A 21167-nucleotide genomic window follows, 5' to 3' on the forward strand; every position below is an offset into this window, starting at 1 on the left:
CATGCCCCCGAAGCTGTATTCCGATACGCGCGATCGATTGACCGTGTGGGCGAGACGTACACCCAGTCGACGGTTGGCGACTGATGCAACCATCGGGGTCTTCGAAGTCGGGCTCGTGGACAGCGCCATGACTTTGGCGGCCCAGGCCTTTACGTCATTGCTCCCGGTCATGATTGCAGCGTCGACCTTGGAGAAGCTGAAGCCGTTGGCTGATGCCGCCAAAGACGACCTCGGCGTCCAACTCCCCGACACCGTATTGACCAGTACCTCTACCGCGGCAGCGTTCGGGATTGTCGGCTTGCTCATGCTGCTGATCAGTTCCACGTCCTACGCTCGCGCTCTCGGCCGGATGTACGGACGGATCTGGAGCGTGCCGACGGCGACACTCCGTCAGGCGTGGCGGTGGTTCGCGGTAGTGTGCGTCGTGGCCGCGTCGGTGGTCGGTGCGGCCCTGTGCCGTGAACTGAATGGTGTTCCGGGAGTAGGCAGAGTCCTGGAGTTCACAGCGGTCTACGTCGTGTGGGCACTCGTGTGGACAGCCGTGCCCATGCTGCTGACGGCCAATCGCATGACCACTCGAATGTGCGTCGGGTCAGGATTGCTCACCGCGACGGGCCTGACCGGACTGCACGTGGCCGGCACTCTTTTCCTCCCCCGAATGACAAAGACGTCGCAGGACGAGTTCGGTCTTCTGGGCGTGATGTTCACCGTCATCGGCTGGCTGTTCATCTTCTCGGCCATCGTGGTTGTCGCGTCGTCGATCGTCGGATCAGTGGCCAAAGATTCCGGTCCCCTGGGAATCTGGCTACGGACATCACGCTGAGGTGTTGTCTCGACCTGCAAGCGCTTTCGAGACGGTCGGATAGACGTCGACCTTCAGCGCGCCCTGGTCGGCACCGGACAGAACGTCGCGGAACTGCCCGATGTCGCGTGCCACTCGGAAGCTCACATTTCTGCGTGCCAACGAATCTCGAAGCTGAGCCAACATCTGCGCAGCGCTGACGTCGATGAACGGTGACGTCTCGGCGTCGAGAACGACCATGGTGGTGCCGGCGGTCACCAGACCGGTGATCTGATCACGCACGTGATCGGCATTGGCGAAGAACATCCCCGCTTCGACCCTGACCACTACGACGCCGTCGAGTGTCTTCAGATCAGGATGCCCACTGATGTCGACCCAGCGCGTGCCGTCCTTGGCCAGAGCGGCCACGTGCGGTTTGGAGACCCGATACAGGAGCAGCAACATCGAGACGGCGATTCCGATGATCAGACCGGGCAACGTGTCGAAGAGGAGAACCCCGAACATCGCCGCGATCGCCGCCGCGAAATCGGCCCGGGCAGCGTGCCCGTAGATACTGCCCAACCTCTTCGTCCACACCCGGTACAGCGCTGCGAGGGAGGAGAAATCGACCAGTTCGATCACTGCTGCGATGACCACAGCCGAGAGCGTCGCCTCTGGCAACTTCTCGAACAGGCCGGTGAGAAACAGCAGTGTCACCAGCGTCAGCGCCGCGACCACCAGTCCGCTGACCTGAGATTTGGCGCCCGCTCCTCCGTTGACGGCGGTCTTCGACAGGCTGCCGTTGACCACCATTCCCGAGCAGAGACCCGATCCGAGATTGGCCGCACCCAGTCCTGCCAGTTCACGATTGGCGTCGATGGTGTAGCCGGCTTTGGCCGCGTATGTCTTTGCAGCGCCAAGACCTTCGGCGAAACCGATGAGCAGAACGCCGACCGCCGGTCCGACCAGGTCGAGGTAGTCCTCAGCTCCCACACCACTCGGCAGACCCATCGACGGCAGGCCCGAGTCGATGTGTCCGACAATGTCGATGCCACGATCGTCGAGGCCGAACAACGCTACTGCGGTAATGCCCAGCAGCACGACGAGGAGCGAACCCGGTACGAGCGGAAGCCATCGCTTGACGCCCAGGACCATTGCCAGGCTGAGCAATCCGATGATCACGGTCGGTAGGTCGACCTCACCCAGTTCCTTCACCACTGTCCACGTCTGGACGAAGAAGTTTCCCTCCCCCTTGTCCACGCCCAGGAGTTTGGGTACTTGACCGATGATGATCGTGAGCGCCAGACCGACGATGAATCCCTTGAGAACCGGCTCGGAGATGAAGGACGCGATGAATCCGAGGCGCATGAATCCTGCGAGCAGTCCGACGAGCCCGGTCACGATCGCCAATGCCGCCGACAGCGCGATGAATCGGCCGTCGTTTCCTGAAGCCAATGGCGCAATCATCGCCGCGGACAACGCTGCGGTCGCCGACATCGGCCCGACGATCAGATGGCGCGAACTGCCGGCTGCTGCATACAGAATCAATGACGGAACCGCAGCATAAAGCCCGACCACCGGCGGAACTCCGGCGATGGTGGCGTACGCGAGCGCTTCCGGAACAAGGACAGCCCACACCGTAAGGCCCGCAATGATGTCGGGGCGAAGCCAAGCGCGTTGATAGTCGGACAACGATCCGAAGACCCACCAGGTCCGCGTGTGCGGAGCACTCATAGTCCTTGCACCCCTTTACTGATCTGCATCGCCGCGATCAGGACGAGGAGCCCGACGTTCAGCAAGTGCGTGTTGGTGGCTATCCAGGTGCGGATCTTCAGCAGCGGTTCGGTTGCCTCGTCCTTCTTGATCAGCAGGAGGGCAACAGGTACCGCGACCGAGGTCACGGACACCAACGAGAAGATCACGGCCGAGACGATCTGCGACGTCGGTGCCACGGTGCTGAGACGAAGGTTCATCGCTGCTGCGATGGCACACGACATGTCGATGGGGTTGAGAACGAACAGCGCGAAACCGAGCACACCGGATCGCATTGGTTGGAAGTGCTCAACCGATTGCAGCATCTTCGGCAGCTGAGGGGCCGCAGCCACAACGTCGCCAGGGGCAACTGCAGCCGCCATCGCCTGAACCCCGCGACGACTGCGTGAGTAGACGAACCAGGCACCCGCCAGCAGAGTTGCCCCGAGAACGAGATGGATGATGGGCACCCACAGCGGAGGGTGTGTGCGCTGATGAACCTGGAGTGCGGTCAAGATGACGTACGAACCGGCCAGCGCGACAACTATTCCGAGATACCACCCGATCAGGTACGCAATGCTGTTGATACGCGCTCGTTCGGAAAACAGTACGGCCACAACGGCGACAACCGCCAGCGGGCTCATGATGATCCCGAGCGCCAGCGGGATCTGTTGCAGTAGCAGCGATCCCATAACTACCTCCAGTTGTCAGAGACCGCCGATGCCCTTGCCGATGAGAACAACACCGATAACCAGGATCAACACACTCATCACCGTGGCGTTGTTTTCCTGCAACCACACCTTCAGCTTGGCCAGCGGACCACGCAGTCGCTCCGCGGCAACGAGGTAGCCGATCACGGGCACGCACACTGTGCAGGCCGCGATGATCGTGAAAACCAGAATCGCGACAACAACTTCTCCGGAGCCCAATGACGCGGATCCGATCGAGATTCCGGCCGCGATACACATCATCAGATTCTTCGGATTGATCGCAGCCAGAGCGAAGCCCAAGCCGAGGCCTTTGACAGCGGTCATGTCATCGATGGCGTGCATCCACTTCGGGGTTTCGTGCTCGCCTCCGCGTCCGCGCCATTGCTTGACTCCGAACGCAAGAAGCAATACACCCAACGCCAGCTTGATCCACGACACTGTCGCTGACGGATCACCTTCGGAGTCACCGAGCTTGCTGGACAGAAGCACGAAGATCACGGTGGCGACGACGATTCCCAGTATCCAGCCCAGCGCGAACCCGACGCTCGTGCTGCCGGCACGCTTGGACAACAACATCAAGATTGCCGCGATGATCGGGATCGGCGATACCGCAACGCCGACCGCGAGGGGTAACAGATCCCCGATGACAGATCCCATGCCGACCTCTTCTCTCTCCCGGTCGACACTAGGGGTGGCGACTCTACGGAGCCTCACACAAAAGGGATGAACGGACCCGCGACGACATTCACCCGTAGGGGATGACGCCCCGAGCGCGTACGGGAGTAAGACTGGATCCCACGGATGCGGAGTCCTGGATCGGGCAGCGACGCCGATTGCACTTGACGACATGCGATTTCGAGGCTCGGAGCGCTGCCTTCTCGAACCTCATGGCCCTACGAAATGGAGCGGATACTGATGAATGCTCCCACTCGGTATCAATTCCTCATCGACGGCGAAGTGTCGGACCGCGTCAAGGCCGCATTTCCTGAACTCAGTGTCGCCAGTGCCGCCGGCGGGTTCACCAGTTTGTACGGACCCGTCGCGGACCACACGGCTATGCGGAGCATCATGGCCCGTCTCGATTCCCTCGGCCTGACCGTCGCCGAAATGCGTCGACTCCCAGACTGATCCGAGCCACACCCTGTCGAAATGTCCCACGCACGAGCGATGGTCCCGACCGAGTCGACTCGGTCGGGACCAACTGCTCTCGGGTTGTTCGGTGCCTAGACTCTGTCCCTGTCCCAGGTCGCGACCGCCCAGATCACAACGACATCGAGCGCGATGACCAGGATCGACCACAGTGGGTAATACGGCATCCACAAGAAGTTGGCGATGATCGAGAGCGACGCAATGACGATTGCCGCCGCCCTGGCCCACACTGCACCGGTGAAGAGGCCGAGGGCCACCACGATCCCGATGATGCCCAAGATGATGTGGATCCAACCCCACGTCGTGATGTCGAACTTGTACGTGTAGTTGATACCCACGACAAACAGATTGTTGTCGGCAACGGCCGCGATGCCCTGAAGCAGAGCGACAATGCCTGCGGTGAGCAGCAGAATTGCTGCTGCAAACGTCGTACCTACCGCGAAACCCTGCCGGACAGGGTGATTCGCGGGTTCCCGCGGTGGAGCAGTCATCAGCGTTCCTTTCGACAGAATGCACTTCCCTTACTCAGTCTCGAGGGGCTGGAAGGCGAAAACATCACCCGTCGCGGATGAACCGCAGGTCACCGACCCGTACCCGCTTGCCGGGATCGCAAACCAATGTTGGCAGACTGGCACTGTGCAACACACCGTAGTCGTGATCACCGATATCTATGCTCCACCGGCGGTGATCTTCGATCTCGAACTCGACATGGACGAACACTCGGCCTCGCTCCGCGCAACAGATGAGGTGGCAGTCACGAGTACGGGTAGATCGACGCTGGGAGAGGGCGACGAGGTGTCGTTCACTGCTCGGCATCTCGGGTGGAGATTCTCGATGACAAGCCGGATCACGCAGTACAACCGTCCGTACTCGTTCACAGACGAGCAGGTCCGCGGCCCGTTTGCCGCAATGCGGCACGAGCACGTCTTCGACGTTCAGCCGGGTGGGTGGACGCGGATGCATGACCGCTTCACGGTTACGGCCCCCTTCGGGGCGCTCGGACACCTGGCGCTGAGGTTGGCTGTCGGCCCGTATCTGCGGCGCCTTCTCGAGCAACGCGCCGCGCACATCAAGGGCCGCGCAGAAGTCGGCACGCCTTTCATCGAGTGAACACCCGCTCTGACGCACCGCAGCGAGTGCTCACTCGACAAAACCTGTGTTCACTCAGCAGCAGTCGCACTCGTCACCGCTCTCGGGCACAGCCACAACCGGGCAGCACGGATCGCCCTTCCACGCGTTGATGCCTTCTTTCACCGCGATGACGGCGATGACCAGTGCAGCAATCGGATCTGCCCACGACCAGCCGAGTACCGAATTGAGCAGCAAACCGACCAGCAAGACCGCAGAAAGGTAGGTACAGAGGAGCGTCTGCTTCGAATCCGCGACCGCCGACAGCGAACCCAACTCCCGACCGGCTCGGCGTTGCGCATAGGACAGAGCCGGCATGATCGCCAAACTCACTGCAGCCAAGAGTATTCCGACGCTCGTGTGCCGAGCTTCCCCCAGACCGAACAGCGACCGAATCGCGTCGAACGAGACATACGCAGCGAGCCCGAAGAACGAGAATGCGATCACTCGCAGTGCCGCCTTCTCACGGCTCGTCGGATCCGGCGCCGAGAACTGCCAGGCAACAGCTGCCGCCGAGGACACTTCGATCACCGAATCGAGGCCGAAACCGAACAGTGCTGCGGACGACACTCGTGTGCCCTCCGCCAGCGCGATGATCGCTTCGACGACGTTGTAGCTGATCGTGATCGCCACGAAGATGCGAATTCTTCTCGACAAGAGCGCACGCCGGTCAGTCGAGAGCCCGACACCGTCAACGGGCGCAACCATCAGCAGCACCCCTCTGATTCGCTGTCCGGGCAGTACGACGGATCCACCGCGAGTACGACCCCGAGCAGGTCGTCGAGGGCCCGACCGATATGTACATCGGCGAGTTCGTATCTGGTCCGGCGCCCTTCCGGGACGGCCACCACCAAGCCACAACCGCGCAGGCACGCCAGATGGTTGGACAGCTTCTGCCTGGTCACAGCCAGCGTTTCAGCGAGGTCGGACGGATACCGCGGTGCGGTCTTCAGTTCGAGCAGTATCCGTGTCCGAGTCTCGTCGGACAGTGCATGCCCGAACCTCGCAAGCACCGCCACGTTGGTCACCACATCTACGCCCTCGATATCCATACGTGCGACAGTACATCGAAAACTGGATTCAGAAAACGATGAACTCCGATGGTTCAAGATCCCACCATCGGGTAACGCAAGCGTGAAGCCACCCAACCAAGCGAACACCGGGAGCCCACATCCGATGAACCGTACAAAAGTCGACGACCACGTAGCGATGGCCGAACTACCGACAACCGGAAGCATCTTCCAGGCCTCGTGGCCGGTGCGTACGGGTGACATCCACACCGACAAACAACTGCGCCTCGACGCGATCGCGCGCTACCTCCAAGACGCGGGCTTCGACAATCTCGTCGACCGCGGCGCCATGGATACACACCCGCTGTGGATGGTACGAAGAACGGTGATCGATGTACTCGAACCGGTCGTCTGGCCGGATCGAGTTCACCTGCAGCGCTGGTGTTCAGGCCTGTCGAACAAGTGGTGTTCGATGCGAGTTCGCATCAGATCCGATGGCGGCGGGTTGATCGAAACCGAGGCGTTCTGGATCAACATCGACCCGAAGACGGGAATGCCGGCATCCATCAGTGAGAAGTTCACCGCTGCCCTGGCATCGACGGCCGTGGACCAGCATCTTCACTGGCGTCGGTGGATCGACCCGACCCCGGACACGACGCCGTCAGCGGATACGCCGTTCCCGTTGCGCTCGAGCGATTTCGACCCCTTCGATCACGTGAACAACGCAATCTACTGGCAGCCCGTGGAAGATGCGCTGCCCGACAGATTACGAAGCGGGCCCTTTCGCGCGATCCTCGAGTACACCCAGCCCATCAAGAGAGGTGAGCAGGTGAGCGTGCGAACCGGCACGAACACGCTGCACATCGACGCAGGCGACGAGGCACGTGCGTCGGCGCGGTGGTTCGCCTTGTCTCCGAAGAGCAACGATCAGGGGTGAAGTTTTCCGAATCCCACGACGGCAGAGTCGGATTGCCAGTCCAGGTCATGAACCCGCACCTTGCCGAACTCGTTGCCGCCAACCGTGATCGCAGAGTTGCCGTCCACTGCCACAACGATGTTGGTGTGCTGACCGACCCATCTCGAACTGTCGTAGATCACCACATCACCCACATTCGGGGTGTACCCGCTGCCGTTCTCGGCGTACGCGCCGATCCCTTGGTAATACTCCTGCAAGGTGTACACCCCCGGGATGCGCCAACTTCCGGAGTTCGGGTTGGACAACGGTCGACCCGCTTCCCTCATGATCCAGCTGACAAAGTCGGCGCACCACTCTTCGTCGATGCCGTCGGAATAGAAGGTGCCCGGACGGTCCTGCTCATGCTCGGATTGCAGTAGCTCGAGCACCCGACCTTGATCAGACGTGAGCGCACTCGCGTCCACCGCCGGGAACTCAGCCGTGTCCCAGGGCAGGTACCGCGATGGTGCGATCGCGACGACCACCACCCCAACCACGATCACGACGCCGAGCACCCCGGCAATCCAGAGCACGATGCGGCGTCGGCGGTTCGATTCGGCAGGACTCACCCTTACGAGTGTGCCAGCCTGCCGCGGACCGAATCGCCAACCACCCCGATGACCTGGCAATTCTCACCAAATTCACACGAATGTGCCACCAAACTATTGCGATGGCACCAAAGTGGTGCCATAGTGATGCCATGGACTTGACACCGTACGTAGACAACCTTCGCCACGAACTCGCGGTGGCGGCCGAAGCAGGCGGAGAAGACGCAAAGGCACTCGCCGATCGTTTGACCGCACCGCTGGAATCAGCAGTGCGACTCACCCTTCTCGACGCATTGTCTGCGGCAGCCGCCGAGATCACGCGTGACCTCGCCCCGGGTTCGGTGGACCTGCGCCTGCGGGGACGCGAACCCGAATTCGTGGTGGCACCAGCCATCAGTGAACCGGTTCCAGCCCCCGTCGAAGAGGACCCGACTCCGGCACCGCGCCCCGTCACGGAGTCCGACGACGCCTCGATGACTCGAATCAACTTGCGGCTGGGGCAAGACCTCAAAGACCGGATCGAGGCGGCGGCCCGGGAAGCCGGGATCTCCGTCAACGCGTGGCTGGTTCGCTCGGCTGCAACGGCTCTGGAAGGCGGCGCGAACAGAAGCACTCCGAGACAGCGCACGTCCCAAGGTTCCGAAAGCTTCAGCGGCTGGGTGCACTGACACCGGCTTCATCTTTCGCACCACCCTCTTTCATCAACCGAGACAACCTCATCGGGAGTATCACCATGCCTACATTCAGCACACCTGACCCCATCACCTTGAACTTCGACGTGGCAGTCGCACACATCCGGATCACGGCGAGCAGCCGCAACGACACTGTCGTGGAAGTGTTGCCCAGCAACTCGTCTCGCGAGGTCGACGTTCGAGTCGCCGAACAAACGCGCGTCGAATTCGCAGGTGGCCGGCTGCAGATCAAGACTCCGAAACAGCGCGGCCTCGGCATCTTCGGGAAGACAGGATCTGTGGACATCTCCGTTCAGCTTCCCTCCGGCTCGGAACTCGAAGGCACTGCTGCAGTTGCCAGCCTCCGTAGCGAAGGCACTCTCGGACGAACACGGGTGAAGGTTTCCGCGGGCGATTGCACACTGGAAACCACCGGGCCGCTCAACGTCAGCACCGGGGCCGGCGCGATCATCGTCGAGCACGTGGCCGGTGACATCGACACGAGCACCGGGTCCGGAAGCATCCGCATCGGCCGCGTCGACGGCAACGCGGAGGTCAAGAACTCCAACGGCGACATCAACATCGGCACGATCACCGGCGCACTGAAGGCGAAGACCGCCAACGGCAGTGTCGCCGTCGAGCACGCCGAATCCGACGCGAGCGCCGCAACCGCCAACGGCGACATCCGTTTCGAGACCATCGAGAGTGGAGTCGTATCCGCCAAGACGGCCGCCGGGCGAATCCATATCGGCGTTCGATCCGGAACCGCCGCACGATTCGACGCTCATACGTCCTTCGGCCGCGTCGACAACCAGATGAATGCCACGCACGGTCCGGCTTCCACTGAACGCCGGGTAGACGTCCGGGCACACACCAGCTACGGCGACATCGTCATTCGACGTTCGGAGCCTCGAGAAGAATCCAACAAGAAGATCTAGCGAAAGGAACGCTGATGTCCCGTAAACCAGCCATCACCGCGACGGGCCTGAAGAAGGCCTACGACGACAAGACGGTACTGGACGGAATCGACATCTCCGTCGACCGCGGAACCGTCTTTGCGCTCCTCGGCCCCAACGGCGCCGGCAAGACCACCATCGTGGAAATTCTCTCGACCCTCGTTCCGGCAGACGGCGGCAACATCCGCATCGCCGGGTACAACCCTTCCGACGATCCCGACGCGGTGCGTTCGCGCATCGGCGTCACCGGGCAGTTCTCAGCGGTCGACGACTATCTGTCCGGTGAGGAAAACCTTCTCCTCATGGCCGACCTGCACCATCTCGGCAAGGACGAACGTCGAACGCGCACTGAAGAACTCCTGAAGAAGTTCGATCTGATCGACTCCGCGGACAAGCTGGCGTCGACCTACTCGGGCGGCATGCGTCGACGGCTCGACCTGGCAATGACGTTGATCGGGCGGCCGGAGATCATCTTCCTGGACGAACCCACCACCGGTCTCGACCCCCGGAGTCGACGCACCATGTGGCAGATCATCCGGGAGTTGGTCGAGGGCGGTGTCACCATCTTCCTCACGACCCAGTACCTCGAGGAAGCTGATCAACTGGCCGACCACATCGCCGTCCTCGATCAGGGACGGATCGTCGCCCAAGGTACGGCAGCGGAACTCAAACGGCACATCCCCGGCGGCCACATTCGTCTTCACTTCTTCGACCGAGATCAGCTCGATTCTGCTGCAGCTGTTTTCGACGAATCATCACGTGACGATGCCGCCTATGTCCTCCAGGTCCCCAGCGACGGGGGTGTCCGCTCGCTGCGCTCTCTTCTCGACCAACTCGACGCTCACTCGATCGACGTCAAGGAACTCTCCGTGCACACACCCGACCTGGACGACGTGTTCCTGACTCTGACCGCCACCGAAAGGACCGACGCGCGATGACCACCATGACGCTTGCCTATCAAGACTCGAAAACCATGCTGCGTCGCAGTATTCGACACATCCTTCGATATCCGTCGATGACGGTGATGCTCGTCGGAATGCCAGTCGTTTTCCTACTGCTGTTCGTCTACGTGCTCGGCGGAACGCTCGGGAACGGCCTCGGCCCCGGCGGTGGCGGTCGAGCCGAGTACGTCAATTACGTTGCACCGGCGATCATTCTGATGACCGTGGCATCAGCGGCACAAGGTACTGCCATCTCCGTCGCAACCGATATGACCGCCGGGATCATTGCACGATTCCGAACGATGGCGATCACGCGCACGTCCGTCCTGACCGGTCACGTTCTCGGCAGCCTCCTTCAGACGATCGTGAGCCTCGTTGTCGTCATCGCCGTAGCGATAGCCGTCGGCTTCCGGCCCACTGCAGGCTTCGTGGAGTGGGCCGCGACGTTTGCACTCCTCGTCCTGGTCTCCATCGCCATGATGTGGTTGTCGGTCGCCTTCGGCCTCGTCAGCAAGAGTGTCGAGACGGCCAGCAACCTTCCAATGGTGTTGATCCTCTTGCCGTTCCTGGGAAGCGGCTTTGTCCCCACCGACTCGATGCCGACCGTGTTGCGATGGTTTGCCGAGTATCAGCCGTTCACTCCGATCATCGAGACTCTTCGAGGACTTCTTCTCGGCGAAGCTATCGGGAACAACGCGATACTCGCGATCGGATGGTGCGTCGCAATCACCTTCCTCTCCTACCTCTGGGCGCGGAGTTTGTTCAACCGACGCCCGGTGCGCTGACCTCGAAACACACGATCTTCGAGAACAGGTACGGTGTCGCTGTCGTCGAGTTCCGAGGCGATGGCGACGTCGTGTGGAAACCCCATGACGATCAACTCGCGCCCTGAGGCGCAGTCCCGTAACCGTTCCTCGTACGAATCCGACACCGCCGTCCAGGCAGTCGCCGCCATCTGCGCCTCGGGCGATGGGGACCCTTCCCAACCAGTCGCGGTCAACGCCGTGACAACCGCACCGGCGCCCCACAGATCCTCCACCGCCGGACGCAACTCTCCACCGGGCCACTTTTCACCGGACGCGACTATCGCAACCCTCGATCTCGAACCATGTTCGTGCACAATCCAATCCGCGACGGCGGAAGCGTTCCTCAACGAAGCGCCGACACACACCGCAACCTGAGACGCCAACGCAAACGCGATAGTCGACCCGTTCGGCGACGGCAGCACCAGCCGACTCGACACCTCGGCTTCGCGAATCGTCTTGGGAGACAGACTGATCTGACCCTCCGCGGCTACGCTCCGCCTCACCGCCAGGACCGCATCGGCATCACGCGCGTAATCGACCGCGCGCTCGTCGTTCCAGGAAAAGGGAAGTACGTCGATTCCCGCGTCGGCGGCAACGCTCAGCGTCGTCGTGAACGAGAGAACGTCTACCACCACTGCCACGTCGACGCCGGCAGCAATCGCTTCGGCGCCGCGCAACCCCCAGTCGAATCGAAGTCCGTAATCGAGTTGGCGATGCTCCGGATTCATCGCACCAGCATCTCAGAAACGAATCAGCTTGTCCGGCACGCGCAAGTCATCGTGCTCGTACAGTGCTCGCACGGCAACGGGATCGTCGGCGGCGCACACCGCGGCGACATCGTCCAACAGTAGGTCGTAGTCGGCGCCTGTCTTTCCGTCGTAGGCGTCCGTCATACGACCCCACTCGTCCCACGGCAGAGTTTCGACCTTGTTCATCGCGGCGAGATCCTTCACAGCGTTGCCTCGGATCTCGGCCGGCCCCCAGTTCTCGGTGCCGTACACCCCGAACTGGGACGCGTCGATCTCCCCGCGTCGATATGCCAGCCACGCCTCACCACCACTGAGGAATTCTCCCGGCTGCAGATCATGGGCGTGAGGAAGGACGTTCTGTCCGAGGATCTCGGAATCGATGCGGATCCACCGCTTGCCCGCGTCGTCCCAGTACTCGGTGATCCAGTGGTCCACGCCCTGTCCCGGTTGAAAGTAGGTGGCGAAACCACAACGGACCCGGGCGGCAAAACCGCGGTAGCGCAGAAACGCACAACTCAAAACTGCAAAGTGCCGACAGGTTCCGACGAGCCGCTTGTCGGGTTCACGGGCGGAGGTCACCGGTGCCGGATCGAGCGCAAGCAGGCGTTGGAGCAGAACGCTTGCCGGCCGGATCTGGTTTTCGTCGAATCGGTCGGCAGGCAGATTCAGCGACTGAGCATCGGTGGGTTGGACCACCAGGTACGGCACTACCCGGCATATTTTCACGGGGTCGGTGGAGAGCGACTCGAGGGCGAGCATGTCCACCCCGTCGATGCGGGTGAACGGTCCTGCTGATGTGTAGTCGAGAACCGCCGTCATGGGCGGAGGTTAACAAACACTGCCGACACAGCAACTCCACTATGGTTAGGGTCCCATAACCATGAAACCCGAGGTTGCCGTGAACCCTATGTTGAGCCGCCGTGCCATGCTGTCCGTCACTTTCGCAACAGCAGCCGGTTTCGCCCTTGCTGCCTGTGGCGACAGCGCGAAGGACGAATCCACTCCCGGCACCGAAGGTGCTCACGCCGAGGCCAACGCCTTCCCGGTGACGATCGACCACAAGTTCGGCTCCACCACCATCGAGCAGGCACCCAGCCGCATCGCAGCGGTCGGTATCGGCGACGCGGACGTTTTGCTTTCCCTCGGGCTGACGCCCGTCCTGGTCCCGGTGTGGAAGGGATCGACCGACGACGGAATCGGCGTCTGGGCCGACTCTGCAGTCCAGGGCACCGAGCCGACGCCATTGGCCAACGCCACCACCGATTTCGACATCGAAACGATCGTGGCTGCAGCGCCTGACTTGATCATCGCCGTCAACAACGCGATCGACGAGGATCTGTACAAGCAGCTCAGCGCCATCGCGCCGACGGTGCTGCACGCCGCCGATCAGACGGATTGGGTTCTGCCCTGGCAGGAAGTCACGACCCGTATCGGCACCGCTGTGGGCGTTCCCGCGCAGGCAAAGCAGGAGGTTCAGGAAGTCGAAGACCTCATCGTTCGCACCCGCGCGGAGAACCCCCAGTTCGAAGGCAAGACAGCAGCTCTCGTCATTCGCTGGAGCGATGGAAATCTTCGAGCGTTCAGCCCCGAGGCTGCGCGCGCTCAGCTGCTCACGCAACTGGGATTCACGGCTCCTGCCGCACTGAAGGATCGGTTCGCGGGCAAGCTGAACTACGAGATCTCCGCCGAGAACTACGACCTCCTCGAGTGCGACTACCTGCTCTTCGACAACTACGAGAAGGCTCGCGCCGAGATGGAGTCGCAGCCGGCGTTCACCAATCTGAACGTGGTCGAGACCGGAGGCCTGATCAGCTTGGACCCCATCGTCAGTGACGCGGTGTCCATGCCGAACCCGCTCACCATTCCGTTTGTGCTGGAAGATTTCGTCGCAAAGATCAATCAGACGATCGCGGGTCGATAACTTTCGTTCGGCCTGACCACACCCACAACACCACAGCCGACACGGCCACGCAGAGCGCAACGATCACCCATGGTGACGCCGGCGCTGCGTGGCCGTTGTCGACGAGGTCGTACACGAATCCGACTCCCACGGTTCCCAGGAGCGCGAGCAGACCGCCGATCGTGTTGAGCATGCCGAAGTGCGCTCCGAGGTTGCTTTCACGACCGAGGATCGCGATGGTGTCTCGCATCGGCGGCACCATCAACATCTGTCCCAGGTGCAGCAGCCCGATCCACACCGCCAGACCGACTATCTGCGTCGACGCCGAAGCTGCGGAGTCGACGCCGGTGACCAGCGGAACCAGGAACGACACCGAAATGAGCACAAGCCCGAAGGTGATCGCGCGCCGATGCCCGATGCGGTGGGCAACCGCGACCGTCGGTCCCTGCCCGACGATCACCAACACCGCCGCGCCCACGTAGAACCATCCCAGCGCCGACTGCGAACCGATTCCGCGCTCGAGCTGTTCCGGAAGCATCAGGTACAGCTGGCTGTACGCAACCAGCTGAAAACTGCAGAGCGTCGCGAAGAGCAGAAAGTTGTTGTTGGTCAGGACACTTCGCCAGACGTCGCGCAGCGTATAGGTCGACACCGGGCCGTCGTGGGCATCGCCCGGTCGGGGGAACCAGATGAAGAACCCGACCCACATGATCGCAAAGAGCAACGCGGCGCTCGACGCCGTCCACGAGAACGGAAACATCAACAGAGCAGCTCCCAGCGCCGGACCGATCACGGTTCCCAGGCGGCTGCACATCTGTTCCACTGCAAACAAATCGGTACGACGCATAACTCCGGCGGACTCGAGTTCGCGTCCGTACTCCGCGTTGGCCGACTCCACTGCGGGCGCGAAGAGCGCGGCAGCAAAGCCGACCAGGAGCACGCCGACGATCACGGCGCTCATGCTTTCTGCCAGACCGAGCATCAGAAAACCGACTACACGAACGGCTATGCCCAGCAGGATGATCGGACGCTTGCCGAACCTGTCGGCGAGGCTTCCACCGATGAAGAACATGCCCTGCTGACTGAACATCCGCAATCCGAGGACGAGGCCGACAATCCAGGCCGCAAATCCGAGGTCCTCCGAAAGGTGCACCGCCAGAAAGGGGACAACCAGATAGAACCCGATGTTGAACAGCACCATCGAGAGGAGGAGCAGCTTCACCACCGGCGGCAGGACACGAACCTTCGCGAAGGTCTTGTTACCGGGGAAACGCTCACTGAGTACCACGATCAGAAGACTATTGCCCGCACGGCGTTCTGAGGAAATCTGCCATTTTACAATTGGTTAACTGTCCGTTTAGGTAGCGATGGTAATCATCTTCCGGGGGTTCGAGCACACGACAACGAGAGCCGGGATTTGATGAATGGATTGACGCGCCGCCAGATGGTCAAGGCGATGGCGGTAGCCGCGGGCACAGTCACCGCGAGCGCATTTACATTGGGTGCCAATACCTCCGTCGCGGGGGCGAGCCCCGCGCAGGAGATCAAAGCGCTCTCCCTCAACACCTGGCACGGCGGAACCAAGATCAACGGTGGCCTGCAGCTGATCGCCGACATGATCATCTCGACACAGGCGTCGATAGTTCTCCTGTCGGAAGCCGGCACTGCGACAACTGCATTGGCGGACATGCTGACCAAATCAGGAACCACCTTCTACGGAGCAGCGTCCTCCGACGTGGGGATTCTCTCCAAGTTTCCGATCGAGGAAACAGCCGACCTGAACTCGATGATCAAGGCAGTCGTGACGGTCGACGGCAAACAAATCGCCGCCTACTCGGCACATCTGGCCTACACGTCCTACGCGACGTATCTACCGCGCGGATACGGCGCGGGTGTTCCCAAGCCCGGAGAGTTCTCCGAGTTCGGCTGGAACAAGATGCCGTCCGGTCCGGTCACGGACCCCGAGACGGTTCAGCGCGTGAACATCAATTCGGGACGACCCAAGGCAATTTCGACGTTCGTCGACGATGCGGCAAAAGAACGGGCCAAGGGCAGATCCGTCATCCTCGGTGGCGATTTCAACGAACCGTCGGCCCTGGATTGGACCGACGGCACGCGAAATCTGTTCGACCACAACGGTGTAGTCGTTCCTTGGGAATCCACCCGCCTGCTCGACCAAGCCGGATTCGTCGACGCTTACCGCAGTAAGTACCCGAACCCGGCCACACACCCGGGCTTCACCTGGCCGTCCGACAATCCCGACGTCGACACCTCACAGCTCACCTGGGCACCCGAGGCAGACGAACGCGATCGGATCGACTACATCTTCGCCGATCGCGCTTCGGACCTGAAGCTGGGATCCGTCGGGATCATCGGCCCGCGAAAGACGATCGTGCACAACCAAAGAGTGGAAGAGAACTCCCAGGACAACTTCATCGCTTCGCCGACGCCGTGGCCGACCGATCACAAAGCCGTTCTTGCGACGTATCGTTTTGCCAGCTTCGGCGGCGGATCATCGACCGGTTCGTGGAGCGGTTCCTGACAGGGCATCTCGTAGCCAGTCGATCATCATCGGCGTCAACTCGGGCAGCTTGGTCACTGCGCAGTGCCCCGCATCCGGGATGACGTGTACCTGCGTGTTCGGGCGCTCCTCGAAGAGAGTGGTGTCCGAGAGCGGGATGTGAACGTCGTCGGCCCCGTTGACCACAAGCATCGGGGTCCGGCCGTCGTCGGCGGTCATCAAGACACTGCGATCGAAAGCACGCAGACCCTGTACCAGCGCCTCTTTGGTTGCCGGTGCATCGAAACCCAGTGCGTTTCCGACGATGTCACCCATGCCGTAGACCAGGCGCTCCGCGTTCGCGGTCTCGAACGCGCCCTTGACCGGGGCGCCGATGTTGATCACCGCATCGACGGCGCCGGTCAACCCCGACCGCACGGCGAAGTTGCCACCGAAGGAGACTCCCAGGTGTGCCACCTGGCCATTGCCGAGGGCGCGAGCCGTCGCCACCAGTCCGTCGATCACCTCGTCACCGAAAGCGTCGAGAGGAACCGGTGATTCACCAGTTCCCGGCTGGTCGAAGGCAACAACAGTCACTCCGGCGTTCTTCGCGAACGCACTGACCAACGGATGCATGTCCATCTTCCAGCCGTCGACGCCGCCGCTGAGCAACAGGACGGGTGCATCCTCGTACCTCCCGTCCACGGAGAGAATGTGCACCGGTAGCTCGATCTCGCCGGATCGGTAGGGCAGGGACAGGATTCGACGCTCGAACTCGAGCCCGAATCCCGGTGCTGCCTTGACGTATTCGTCCACCTGATTCTGCAGGGCCCGGCGCCGCGAATCGTTGGCCAGGACGGGGAACTTGGCGATTCCGTAGATCATCGCCGCGAGTGAATGATTGCCGGCCGCGGAGTACTTTGCTGCCAACGCCGACCACTCGTACGACCAACCACCCGGCGCGTCGGCCCAGGTCGAGTGGATGGACGCGCGCAGTTCCTCGAGATCCGAGACGGGGAGCCCGAAGCTCAGAAACTGTCCTGTGCGCTCTTCGAAGAGGCCTCGGTGATCGACAGGAAATTCGTATGACATGGGAAAACACCCCTCAATTCATCTCTAATGCAACGATCAGTTGCATTAGCTCAGTGAACCACGTGCCTCCAGCTAACACAACACCTTGTTGCGATAAGGTTGACTCATGACTTCGACACCACAACGGCCCGGAGGGCGTAGTGCCAGGGTGCGCGAGGCCGTCCTGGCAGCCACGGCGGCCGAATTGTCCGAACGCGGATTCGCCGCGATGACCATCGAGGACATAGCCACCCGCTCCGGAGTCCACAAGACCACGATCTACCGGCGATGGAGCACGCTGTCCCAACTGGTGGCCGACGCGGCCGTCGAGGTATCGGCAACCACCGTTCCCATCCCGGATACCGGTTCCATCGAATCCGATCTGCGCGAGATGGCCAGATCGATAGTCGCACTGGTGACCAGCGAGTCAGGCGGCGCGTTGGTGGCTGCACTGTTCTCCGATGCGGTCCGCACGCCCGAGGTCGCGAGACTCAAGCGCGAGTTCTATTCCGCACGTTACGAACTGGCAGACATCGTCGTTCGCCGAGCAGTCGAGCGCGGGGAGATCTCCGAGAAGGTCTCGGCCGCTGATCTTCTGGCGGCCGTCGCCGCACCCATCTACTATCGCCTGCTGGTCGCCGATCTACCGGTCGACCAGTCGGTTGCCGATCGTGCTGCTGCCGGCGCGCTCGCTGCGGCCCGCGCCGGGGCACTCGATCAGGCCGAATGAGCCAGTGAATTCAGCGCTTCCACGATTGCCTCGTTGAATCCGCTGCCGCCATGCCCGGCGCCGTCGAGTACCACCAACTCACTACCCCGCCAACGCCGGTGGATCGCCCAGGCAGTGTCGAGTGGCCCGGAAATGTCATACCGTCCGTGCACGAGAATCGCGGGAATCTCAGCGAGACGGTCCATTCCGTCCAATATCTGATTCGGCGCCAGGAAGCAGTCGTTACCCCAGTAATGCGTAACCAGCCTGGTCATCACCCGGCGGAAGTCCGGATTCTGGTATCGAACACTCGGAGTCCACCCCGGCATCAGCGACACGTGCACGTCTTCCCAACGGCACCACTGCAACGCGGCATTCTCGCGCACAACAGGATCCGGATCGGCAAGCAGTCGCGCGTACGCCGCGGGGAGGTTTCCGTCACGCTCGTCCACCGGCAACGGCGCCACGAACTCCTCCCATTCACGCGGAAATACCCGGCCCATGGCACGGGTGATCCACTCGATTTCGACCCTCGTCCCGCCGGTGATCGCGCCCAGGGCCATCGCTTGCACCCGCGCGGGAAACGCCTGCGCGTACACCAGACCCAAACTCACGCCCCAGGAAAGTCCCGTGACGATCCATCGCTCGATACCGAGATGCTCACGAAGACGCTCGATGTCTTCCACAATGTGCGCCGTGGTGTTCACGGTCAGATCGACGTCCGGACTGCTCGCTAGCGGAAGACTGCGCCCACAGCCTCGCTGATCGAACAGAACTGCGCGAAAGACTTCGGGATCGAAGAAACGCCTGGCGCCGACAGTGCATCCCGAACCAGGACCGCCGTGTAGGTAGAGAACCGGAATGCCCGCCGGATTGCCGACTGTCTCCCAGTAGAGACTCTGACCGTCCGCCACTTCCAACAGCCCCGACTCGTACGGCTCGACGGGCGGGTACAGGACAGCAGTCATAGGCGGTGATTCTTCCATCAAGCTGCCTACTCGAGTAGGCAGCACGCGGCCGAGCAATGGCCTAGCGTGGACAGGACACCACTGCGACGGGAGTACACCAGATGCGTGATGGGTTCAGGTTGCCGGGATACGGCGGCGCCGCAGTCTTCCTTCGCAGTCATGCGGTTCCCGCCACTGTCTTCGAATCCGACGTACCCACACTCGTTTTCGACGTCGGGCTGCTCAGCCCCGACCGCTTCAATCAGTATCTCAGCCGACATACGGACGACGGATTCGTCGAACGGCTGGCGGCGTTCTTCTTTCACGCGGCCGCAGACTTCCATCCCGAGAAATCGCTTCCGGCGTTCACCGACGAACGACTCGGGCTGATGATCTCGGTCTGTTCCAGCACCGATCGAGAGGTGGAACTCGACTTCTCACTCGCCGAAGATCCCGAATCGGAGGACACCGAACGCGACGAGATGACCTTCGAGACAAGCCGAGTCGTCCTCGCGACCTCGGCGCAGACGGTTTCTCGACTGACCGGTGGAGTAACCACCCACTTCGACGGGGAGTTGTAGAGACATGGGTTTTCTCTTCGAGGTTCTCGATTTTCCCGAAGGCAGTCGGATGACCGATCTGTGGAACAACACATGGGCTGAGCCGGCAATGGGCGAGGAAATTGCCTCCGGCCACTTCATTCATCTGGGCGACGATCAACACGTCGACGTGGAGACCGATTTTCTCAGTAGCCACCTACCGTTCAACGTGGCAGGCTTCGGTGGAGTCTTTCCCGACGGCAAACCTTGGATGTTCGTCATGCAGAAGGCGCCGGCGGACCTCGCGACCAGGCTTCGCGGCGAGGACGATCCGCACTCACTTCTGCGCGGATCACTCGACCGCGCCATGTCTTTCAACCCTGATGCACTGGTGGCCGAGGAATTGTCCTGGAGGCACGCCGATCTGGTGAAGGTGTACGAGGAAGAGGGAATCCCTGCGGTATCCGTCGCGGGTTGGTCGGTTGCGGATCTCCTGCGTGGCCTCTTGGCGCAGTGTTGCAACGTCGAACTTGCCGCCGTCGTCGCCGGATACCCAGAGTGCGCCTATCCCGAATCGGCGCATGCGTGCGAAGCGGACGTGTTCTCAGACGTGTTCGCCGGTTGGGTCAGCGGACTGCGGTGATGTGACGGAGGAGACTCCACCCTCCCGATATTTCGGAGTAGACTCATTTATGAGCGTGATCCGAAATGGAACGAGGTGAGCGGGATGACGAAGCCGGACCAAGAGCTGGGCCGTCGCGAACGCAACAAACTCGAGAAGCAGACACGCATCTTCGACGCCGCTGCCGAACTGTTCGCGGAAAAGGGCTACAGCGCAGTCACAACTCAAGAAATTGCCGACCGCGCCGATGTAGCCGGCGGCACTCTCTTTCGTTACGCCGCAAGCAAAGCCGAGTTGCTGCTCATGGTGTACAACGCGGAATACCGCAAGCAGATCGAATTGGGAGAAGAGTGTGAAGCCAAGTCGACCGGCACAGAAGATCGTGTGCTCGAGCTGGTTTCACCCCTGCTGATCGCAAGTCGCCGAAGCGACGAGAACACCGGCATCTACCAACGCGAGGTGTTGTTCGGTGAGCCCAGCGAGTGTTTCCGGGCCGAAGGCCTGGAACTCTCGCAGCGCCTGCAAACGCGGATTGCGCAAATCTTGCACGAGGCACACCCCCACCACACCACCCGAACCACCACTGCAGCGCGAACGATTTCCAACGTGCTGCACTTCGAAATAGCCCGCGCGGCATTGGACCGGATCACGGCTGACGAACTCACGAACATCGTTGCCGCACAGGTCCGATTGACGCTTGCCGGACTACCCACCGAATAGGAT

The 21167-nt window shown here is 61.6% G+C and carries 26 protein-coding genes; 14 read left to right on the forward strand and 12 right to left on the reverse strand.

Annotated elements, in window-relative coordinates; translation table 11 throughout:
* Window position 1 precedes the first annotated feature (1 nt).
* Window positions 2–823 (forward strand): hypothetical protein, encoded by an 822-nt coding sequence (locus M1L53_RS01395; protein WP_003942972.1) that lies wholly within the window; start codon window positions 2–4, stop codon window positions 821–823.
* On the opposite strand, the gene M1L53_RS01400 is transcribed toward M1L53_RS01395, so the two are convergent.
* From M1L53_RS01400 to M1L53_RS01410, 3 genes are read right to left on the reverse strand one after another with little or no spacing between them, the layout of a single operon-like run.
* The gene (locus M1L53_RS01400; RefSeq protein WP_050655018.1) at window positions 815–2515 is read right to left on the reverse strand and encodes a SulP family inorganic anion transporter; all 1701 of its coding nucleotides are present in this window, start codon (window positions 2513–2515) and stop codon (window positions 815–817) included. The two genes, M1L53_RS01395 and M1L53_RS01400, sit on opposite strands and share 9 nt — an antisense overlap.
* Window positions 2512–3225 (reverse strand): GAP family protein, encoded by a 714-nt coding sequence (locus tag M1L53_RS01405; protein WP_042451601.1) that lies wholly within the window; start codon window positions 3223–3225, stop codon window positions 2512–2514. The genes M1L53_RS01400 and M1L53_RS01405 overlap by 4 nt, the downstream gene beginning before the upstream one ends.
* 15 nt (window positions 3226–3240) lie before the next feature.
* Complete coding sequence (locus tag M1L53_RS01410; RefSeq protein WP_007730384.1) at window positions 3241–3900, reverse strand: GAP family protein; 660 nt, start codon at window positions 3898–3900, stop codon at window positions 3241–3243.
* A 258-nt stretch (window positions 3901–4158) separates the two neighbouring features.
* Between M1L53_RS01410 and M1L53_RS01415 the strand changes: the two genes are divergently transcribed.
* Window positions 4159–4371: a hypothetical protein gene (locus M1L53_RS01415; RefSeq protein WP_003943015.1), complete on the forward strand. Its 213-nt coding sequence runs from the start codon at window positions 4159–4161 to the stop codon at window positions 4369–4371.
* Window positions 4372–4466: 95 nt separating this feature from the next.
* On the opposite strand, the gene M1L53_RS01420 is transcribed toward M1L53_RS01415, so the two are convergent.
* Window positions 4467–4883: a hypothetical protein gene (locus tag M1L53_RS01420; protein WP_003943077.1), complete on the reverse strand. Its 417-nt coding sequence runs from the start codon at window positions 4881–4883 to the stop codon at window positions 4467–4469.
* A gap of 145 nt (window positions 4884–5028) precedes the next feature.
* On the opposite strand from M1L53_RS01420, the gene M1L53_RS01425 reads away from it, so the two are divergent.
* On the forward strand, window positions 5029–5502 hold the full coding sequence (locus M1L53_RS01425) for an SRPBCC family protein (protein WP_050655037.1): 474 nt from the start codon (window positions 5029–5031) through the stop codon (window positions 5500–5502).
* Between the two features lie 54 nt (window positions 5503–5556).
* On the opposite strand, the gene M1L53_RS01430 is transcribed toward M1L53_RS01425, so the two are convergent.
* Both M1L53_RS01430 and M1L53_RS01435 read right to left on the reverse strand, forming a co-directional pair.
* The gene (locus M1L53_RS01430) at window positions 5557–6228 is read right to left on the reverse strand and encodes a cation transporter (protein ID WP_228232295.1); all 672 of its coding nucleotides are present in this window, start codon (window positions 6226–6228) and stop codon (window positions 5557–5559) included.
* Window positions 6228–6572 carry a helix-turn-helix transcriptional regulator gene (locus M1L53_RS01435; protein ID WP_007730375.1) on the reverse strand — a complete coding sequence of 115 codons (345 nt, stop codon included), beginning with the start codon at window positions 6570–6572 and terminating at the stop codon, window positions 6228–6230. The genes M1L53_RS01430 and M1L53_RS01435 overlap by 1 nt, the downstream gene beginning before the upstream one ends.
* 124 nt (window positions 6573–6696) lie before the next feature.
* Between M1L53_RS01435 and M1L53_RS01440 the strand changes: the two genes are divergently transcribed.
* Window positions 6697–7467 (forward strand): acyl-[acyl-carrier-protein] thioesterase, encoded by a 771-nt coding sequence (locus M1L53_RS01440; protein WP_003943026.1) that lies wholly within the window; start codon window positions 6697–6699, stop codon window positions 7465–7467.
* Here the strand turns inward: M1L53_RS01440 and M1L53_RS01445 are convergent.
* Window positions 7458–8054 carry a CHAP domain-containing protein gene (locus M1L53_RS01445; protein ID WP_030536161.1) on the reverse strand — a complete coding sequence of 199 codons (597 nt, stop codon included), beginning with the start codon at window positions 8052–8054 and terminating at the stop codon, window positions 7458–7460. The two genes, M1L53_RS01440 and M1L53_RS01445, sit on opposite strands and share 10 nt — an antisense overlap.
* A gap of 131 nt (window positions 8055–8185) precedes the next feature.
* On the opposite strand from M1L53_RS01445, the gene M1L53_RS01450 reads away from it, so the two are divergent.
* From M1L53_RS01450 to M1L53_RS01465, 4 genes are all read left to right on the forward strand, one after another.
* Window positions 8186–8701: a toxin-antitoxin system HicB family antitoxin gene (locus M1L53_RS01450; RefSeq protein WP_007730367.1), complete on the forward strand. Its 516-nt coding sequence runs from the start codon at window positions 8186–8188 to the stop codon at window positions 8699–8701.
* Between the two features lie 65 nt (window positions 8702–8766).
* Window positions 8767–9642, forward strand: a complete 876-nt coding sequence (locus M1L53_RS01455) for a DUF4097 family beta strand repeat-containing protein (protein WP_050655016.1) — start codon at window positions 8767–8769, stop codon at window positions 9640–9642.
* Window positions 9643–9656: 14 nt separating this feature from the next.
* Window positions 9657–10598, forward strand: a complete 942-nt coding sequence (locus tag M1L53_RS01460) for a daunorubicin resistance protein DrrA family ABC transporter ATP-binding protein (RefSeq protein ID WP_007730361.1) — start codon at window positions 9657–9659, stop codon at window positions 10596–10598.
* Window positions 10595–11386, forward strand: coding sequence for an ABC transporter permease (locus tag M1L53_RS01465; RefSeq protein WP_050655015.1), 792 nt, complete (start codon window positions 10595–10597; stop codon window positions 11384–11386). Before M1L53_RS01460 ends, M1L53_RS01465 begins: the two co-directional genes overlap by 4 nt.
* On the opposite strand, the gene M1L53_RS01470 is transcribed toward M1L53_RS01465, so the two are convergent.
* Both M1L53_RS01470 and M1L53_RS01475 read right to left on the reverse strand, forming a co-directional pair.
* Window positions 11341–12135, reverse strand: a complete 795-nt coding sequence (locus M1L53_RS01470) for a 2-phosphosulfolactate phosphatase (RefSeq protein WP_050655014.1) — start codon at window positions 12133–12135, stop codon at window positions 11341–11343. The genes M1L53_RS01465 and M1L53_RS01470 overlap by 46 nt on opposite strands.
* 12 nt (window positions 12136–12147) lie before the next feature.
* Complete coding sequence (locus M1L53_RS01475) at window positions 12148–12975, reverse strand: transglutaminase domain-containing protein (RefSeq protein WP_050655013.1); 828 nt, start codon at window positions 12973–12975, stop codon at window positions 12148–12150.
* An 88-nt stretch (window positions 12976–13063) separates the two neighbouring features.
* Here M1L53_RS01475 and M1L53_RS01480 point away from each other — a divergent pair, with 88 nt between their 5' ends.
* Window positions 13064–14077, forward strand: a complete 1014-nt coding sequence (locus M1L53_RS01480; RefSeq protein ID WP_228232297.1) for an ABC transporter substrate-binding protein — start codon at window positions 13064–13066, stop codon at window positions 14075–14077.
* Here the strand turns inward: M1L53_RS01480 and M1L53_RS01485 are convergent.
* Entirely contained in the window at window positions 14052–15344 is a 1293-nt protein-coding gene (locus M1L53_RS01485) for an MFS transporter (protein ID WP_050655011.1), read from the reverse strand. The two genes, M1L53_RS01480 and M1L53_RS01485, sit on opposite strands and share 26 nt — an antisense overlap.
* A 132-nt stretch (window positions 15345–15476) precedes the next feature.
* Between M1L53_RS01485 and M1L53_RS01490 the strand changes: the two genes are divergently transcribed.
* Entirely contained in the window at window positions 15477–16598 is a 1122-nt protein-coding gene (locus M1L53_RS01490) for an endonuclease/exonuclease/phosphatase family protein (protein WP_050655010.1), read from the forward strand.
* Here M1L53_RS01490 and M1L53_RS01495 read toward each other — a convergent pair.
* Entirely contained in the window at window positions 16569–17648 is a 1080-nt protein-coding gene (locus M1L53_RS01495) for an alpha/beta fold hydrolase (protein ID WP_050655009.1), read from the reverse strand. The two genes, M1L53_RS01490 and M1L53_RS01495, sit on opposite strands and share 30 nt — an antisense overlap.
* Window positions 17649–17754: 106 nt before the next feature.
* Here M1L53_RS01495 and M1L53_RS01500 point away from each other — a divergent pair, with 106 nt between their 5' ends.
* A complete protein-coding gene (locus tag M1L53_RS01500) occupies window positions 17755–18357 on the forward strand; it encodes a TetR/AcrR family transcriptional regulator (RefSeq protein ID WP_050655008.1) in 603 nt (200 codons plus the stop codon).
* Here the strand turns inward: M1L53_RS01500 and pip are convergent.
* Complete coding sequence (gene pip / locus M1L53_RS01505) at window positions 18345–19304, reverse strand: prolyl aminopeptidase (protein WP_050655007.1); 960 nt, start codon at window positions 19302–19304, stop codon at window positions 18345–18347. The genes M1L53_RS01500 and pip overlap by 13 nt on opposite strands.
* Window positions 19305–19405: 101 nt before the next feature.
* Between pip and M1L53_RS01510 the strand changes: the two genes are divergently transcribed.
* The 3 genes from M1L53_RS01510 to M1L53_RS01520 all read left to right on the forward strand — a co-directional run bounded on the left by M1L53_RS01510 (window position 19406) and on the right by M1L53_RS01520 (window position 21164).
* Complete coding sequence (locus tag M1L53_RS01510) at window positions 19406–19864, forward strand: hypothetical protein (RefSeq protein WP_003942982.1); 459 nt, start codon at window positions 19406–19408, stop codon at window positions 19862–19864.
* A 4-nt stretch (window positions 19865–19868) separates the two neighbouring features.
* Window positions 19869–20465: a hypothetical protein gene (locus tag M1L53_RS01515; protein ID WP_007730333.1), complete on the forward strand. Its 597-nt coding sequence runs from the start codon at window positions 19869–19871 to the stop codon at window positions 20463–20465.
* 84 nt (window positions 20466–20549) lie between these two features.
* The gene (locus M1L53_RS01520) at window positions 20550–21164 is read left to right on the forward strand and encodes a TetR/AcrR family transcriptional regulator (protein WP_007730330.1); all 615 of its coding nucleotides are present in this window, start codon (window positions 20550–20552) and stop codon (window positions 21162–21164) included.
* Window positions 21165–21167: the final 3 nt, after the last annotated feature.

It is taken from the genome of Rhodococcus sp. T9N, assembly GCF_024436645.1.
Taxonomy (GTDB): Bacteria; Actinomycetota; Actinomycetes; order Mycobacteriales; family Mycobacteriaceae; genus Rhodococcus_F; species Rhodococcus_F qingshengii.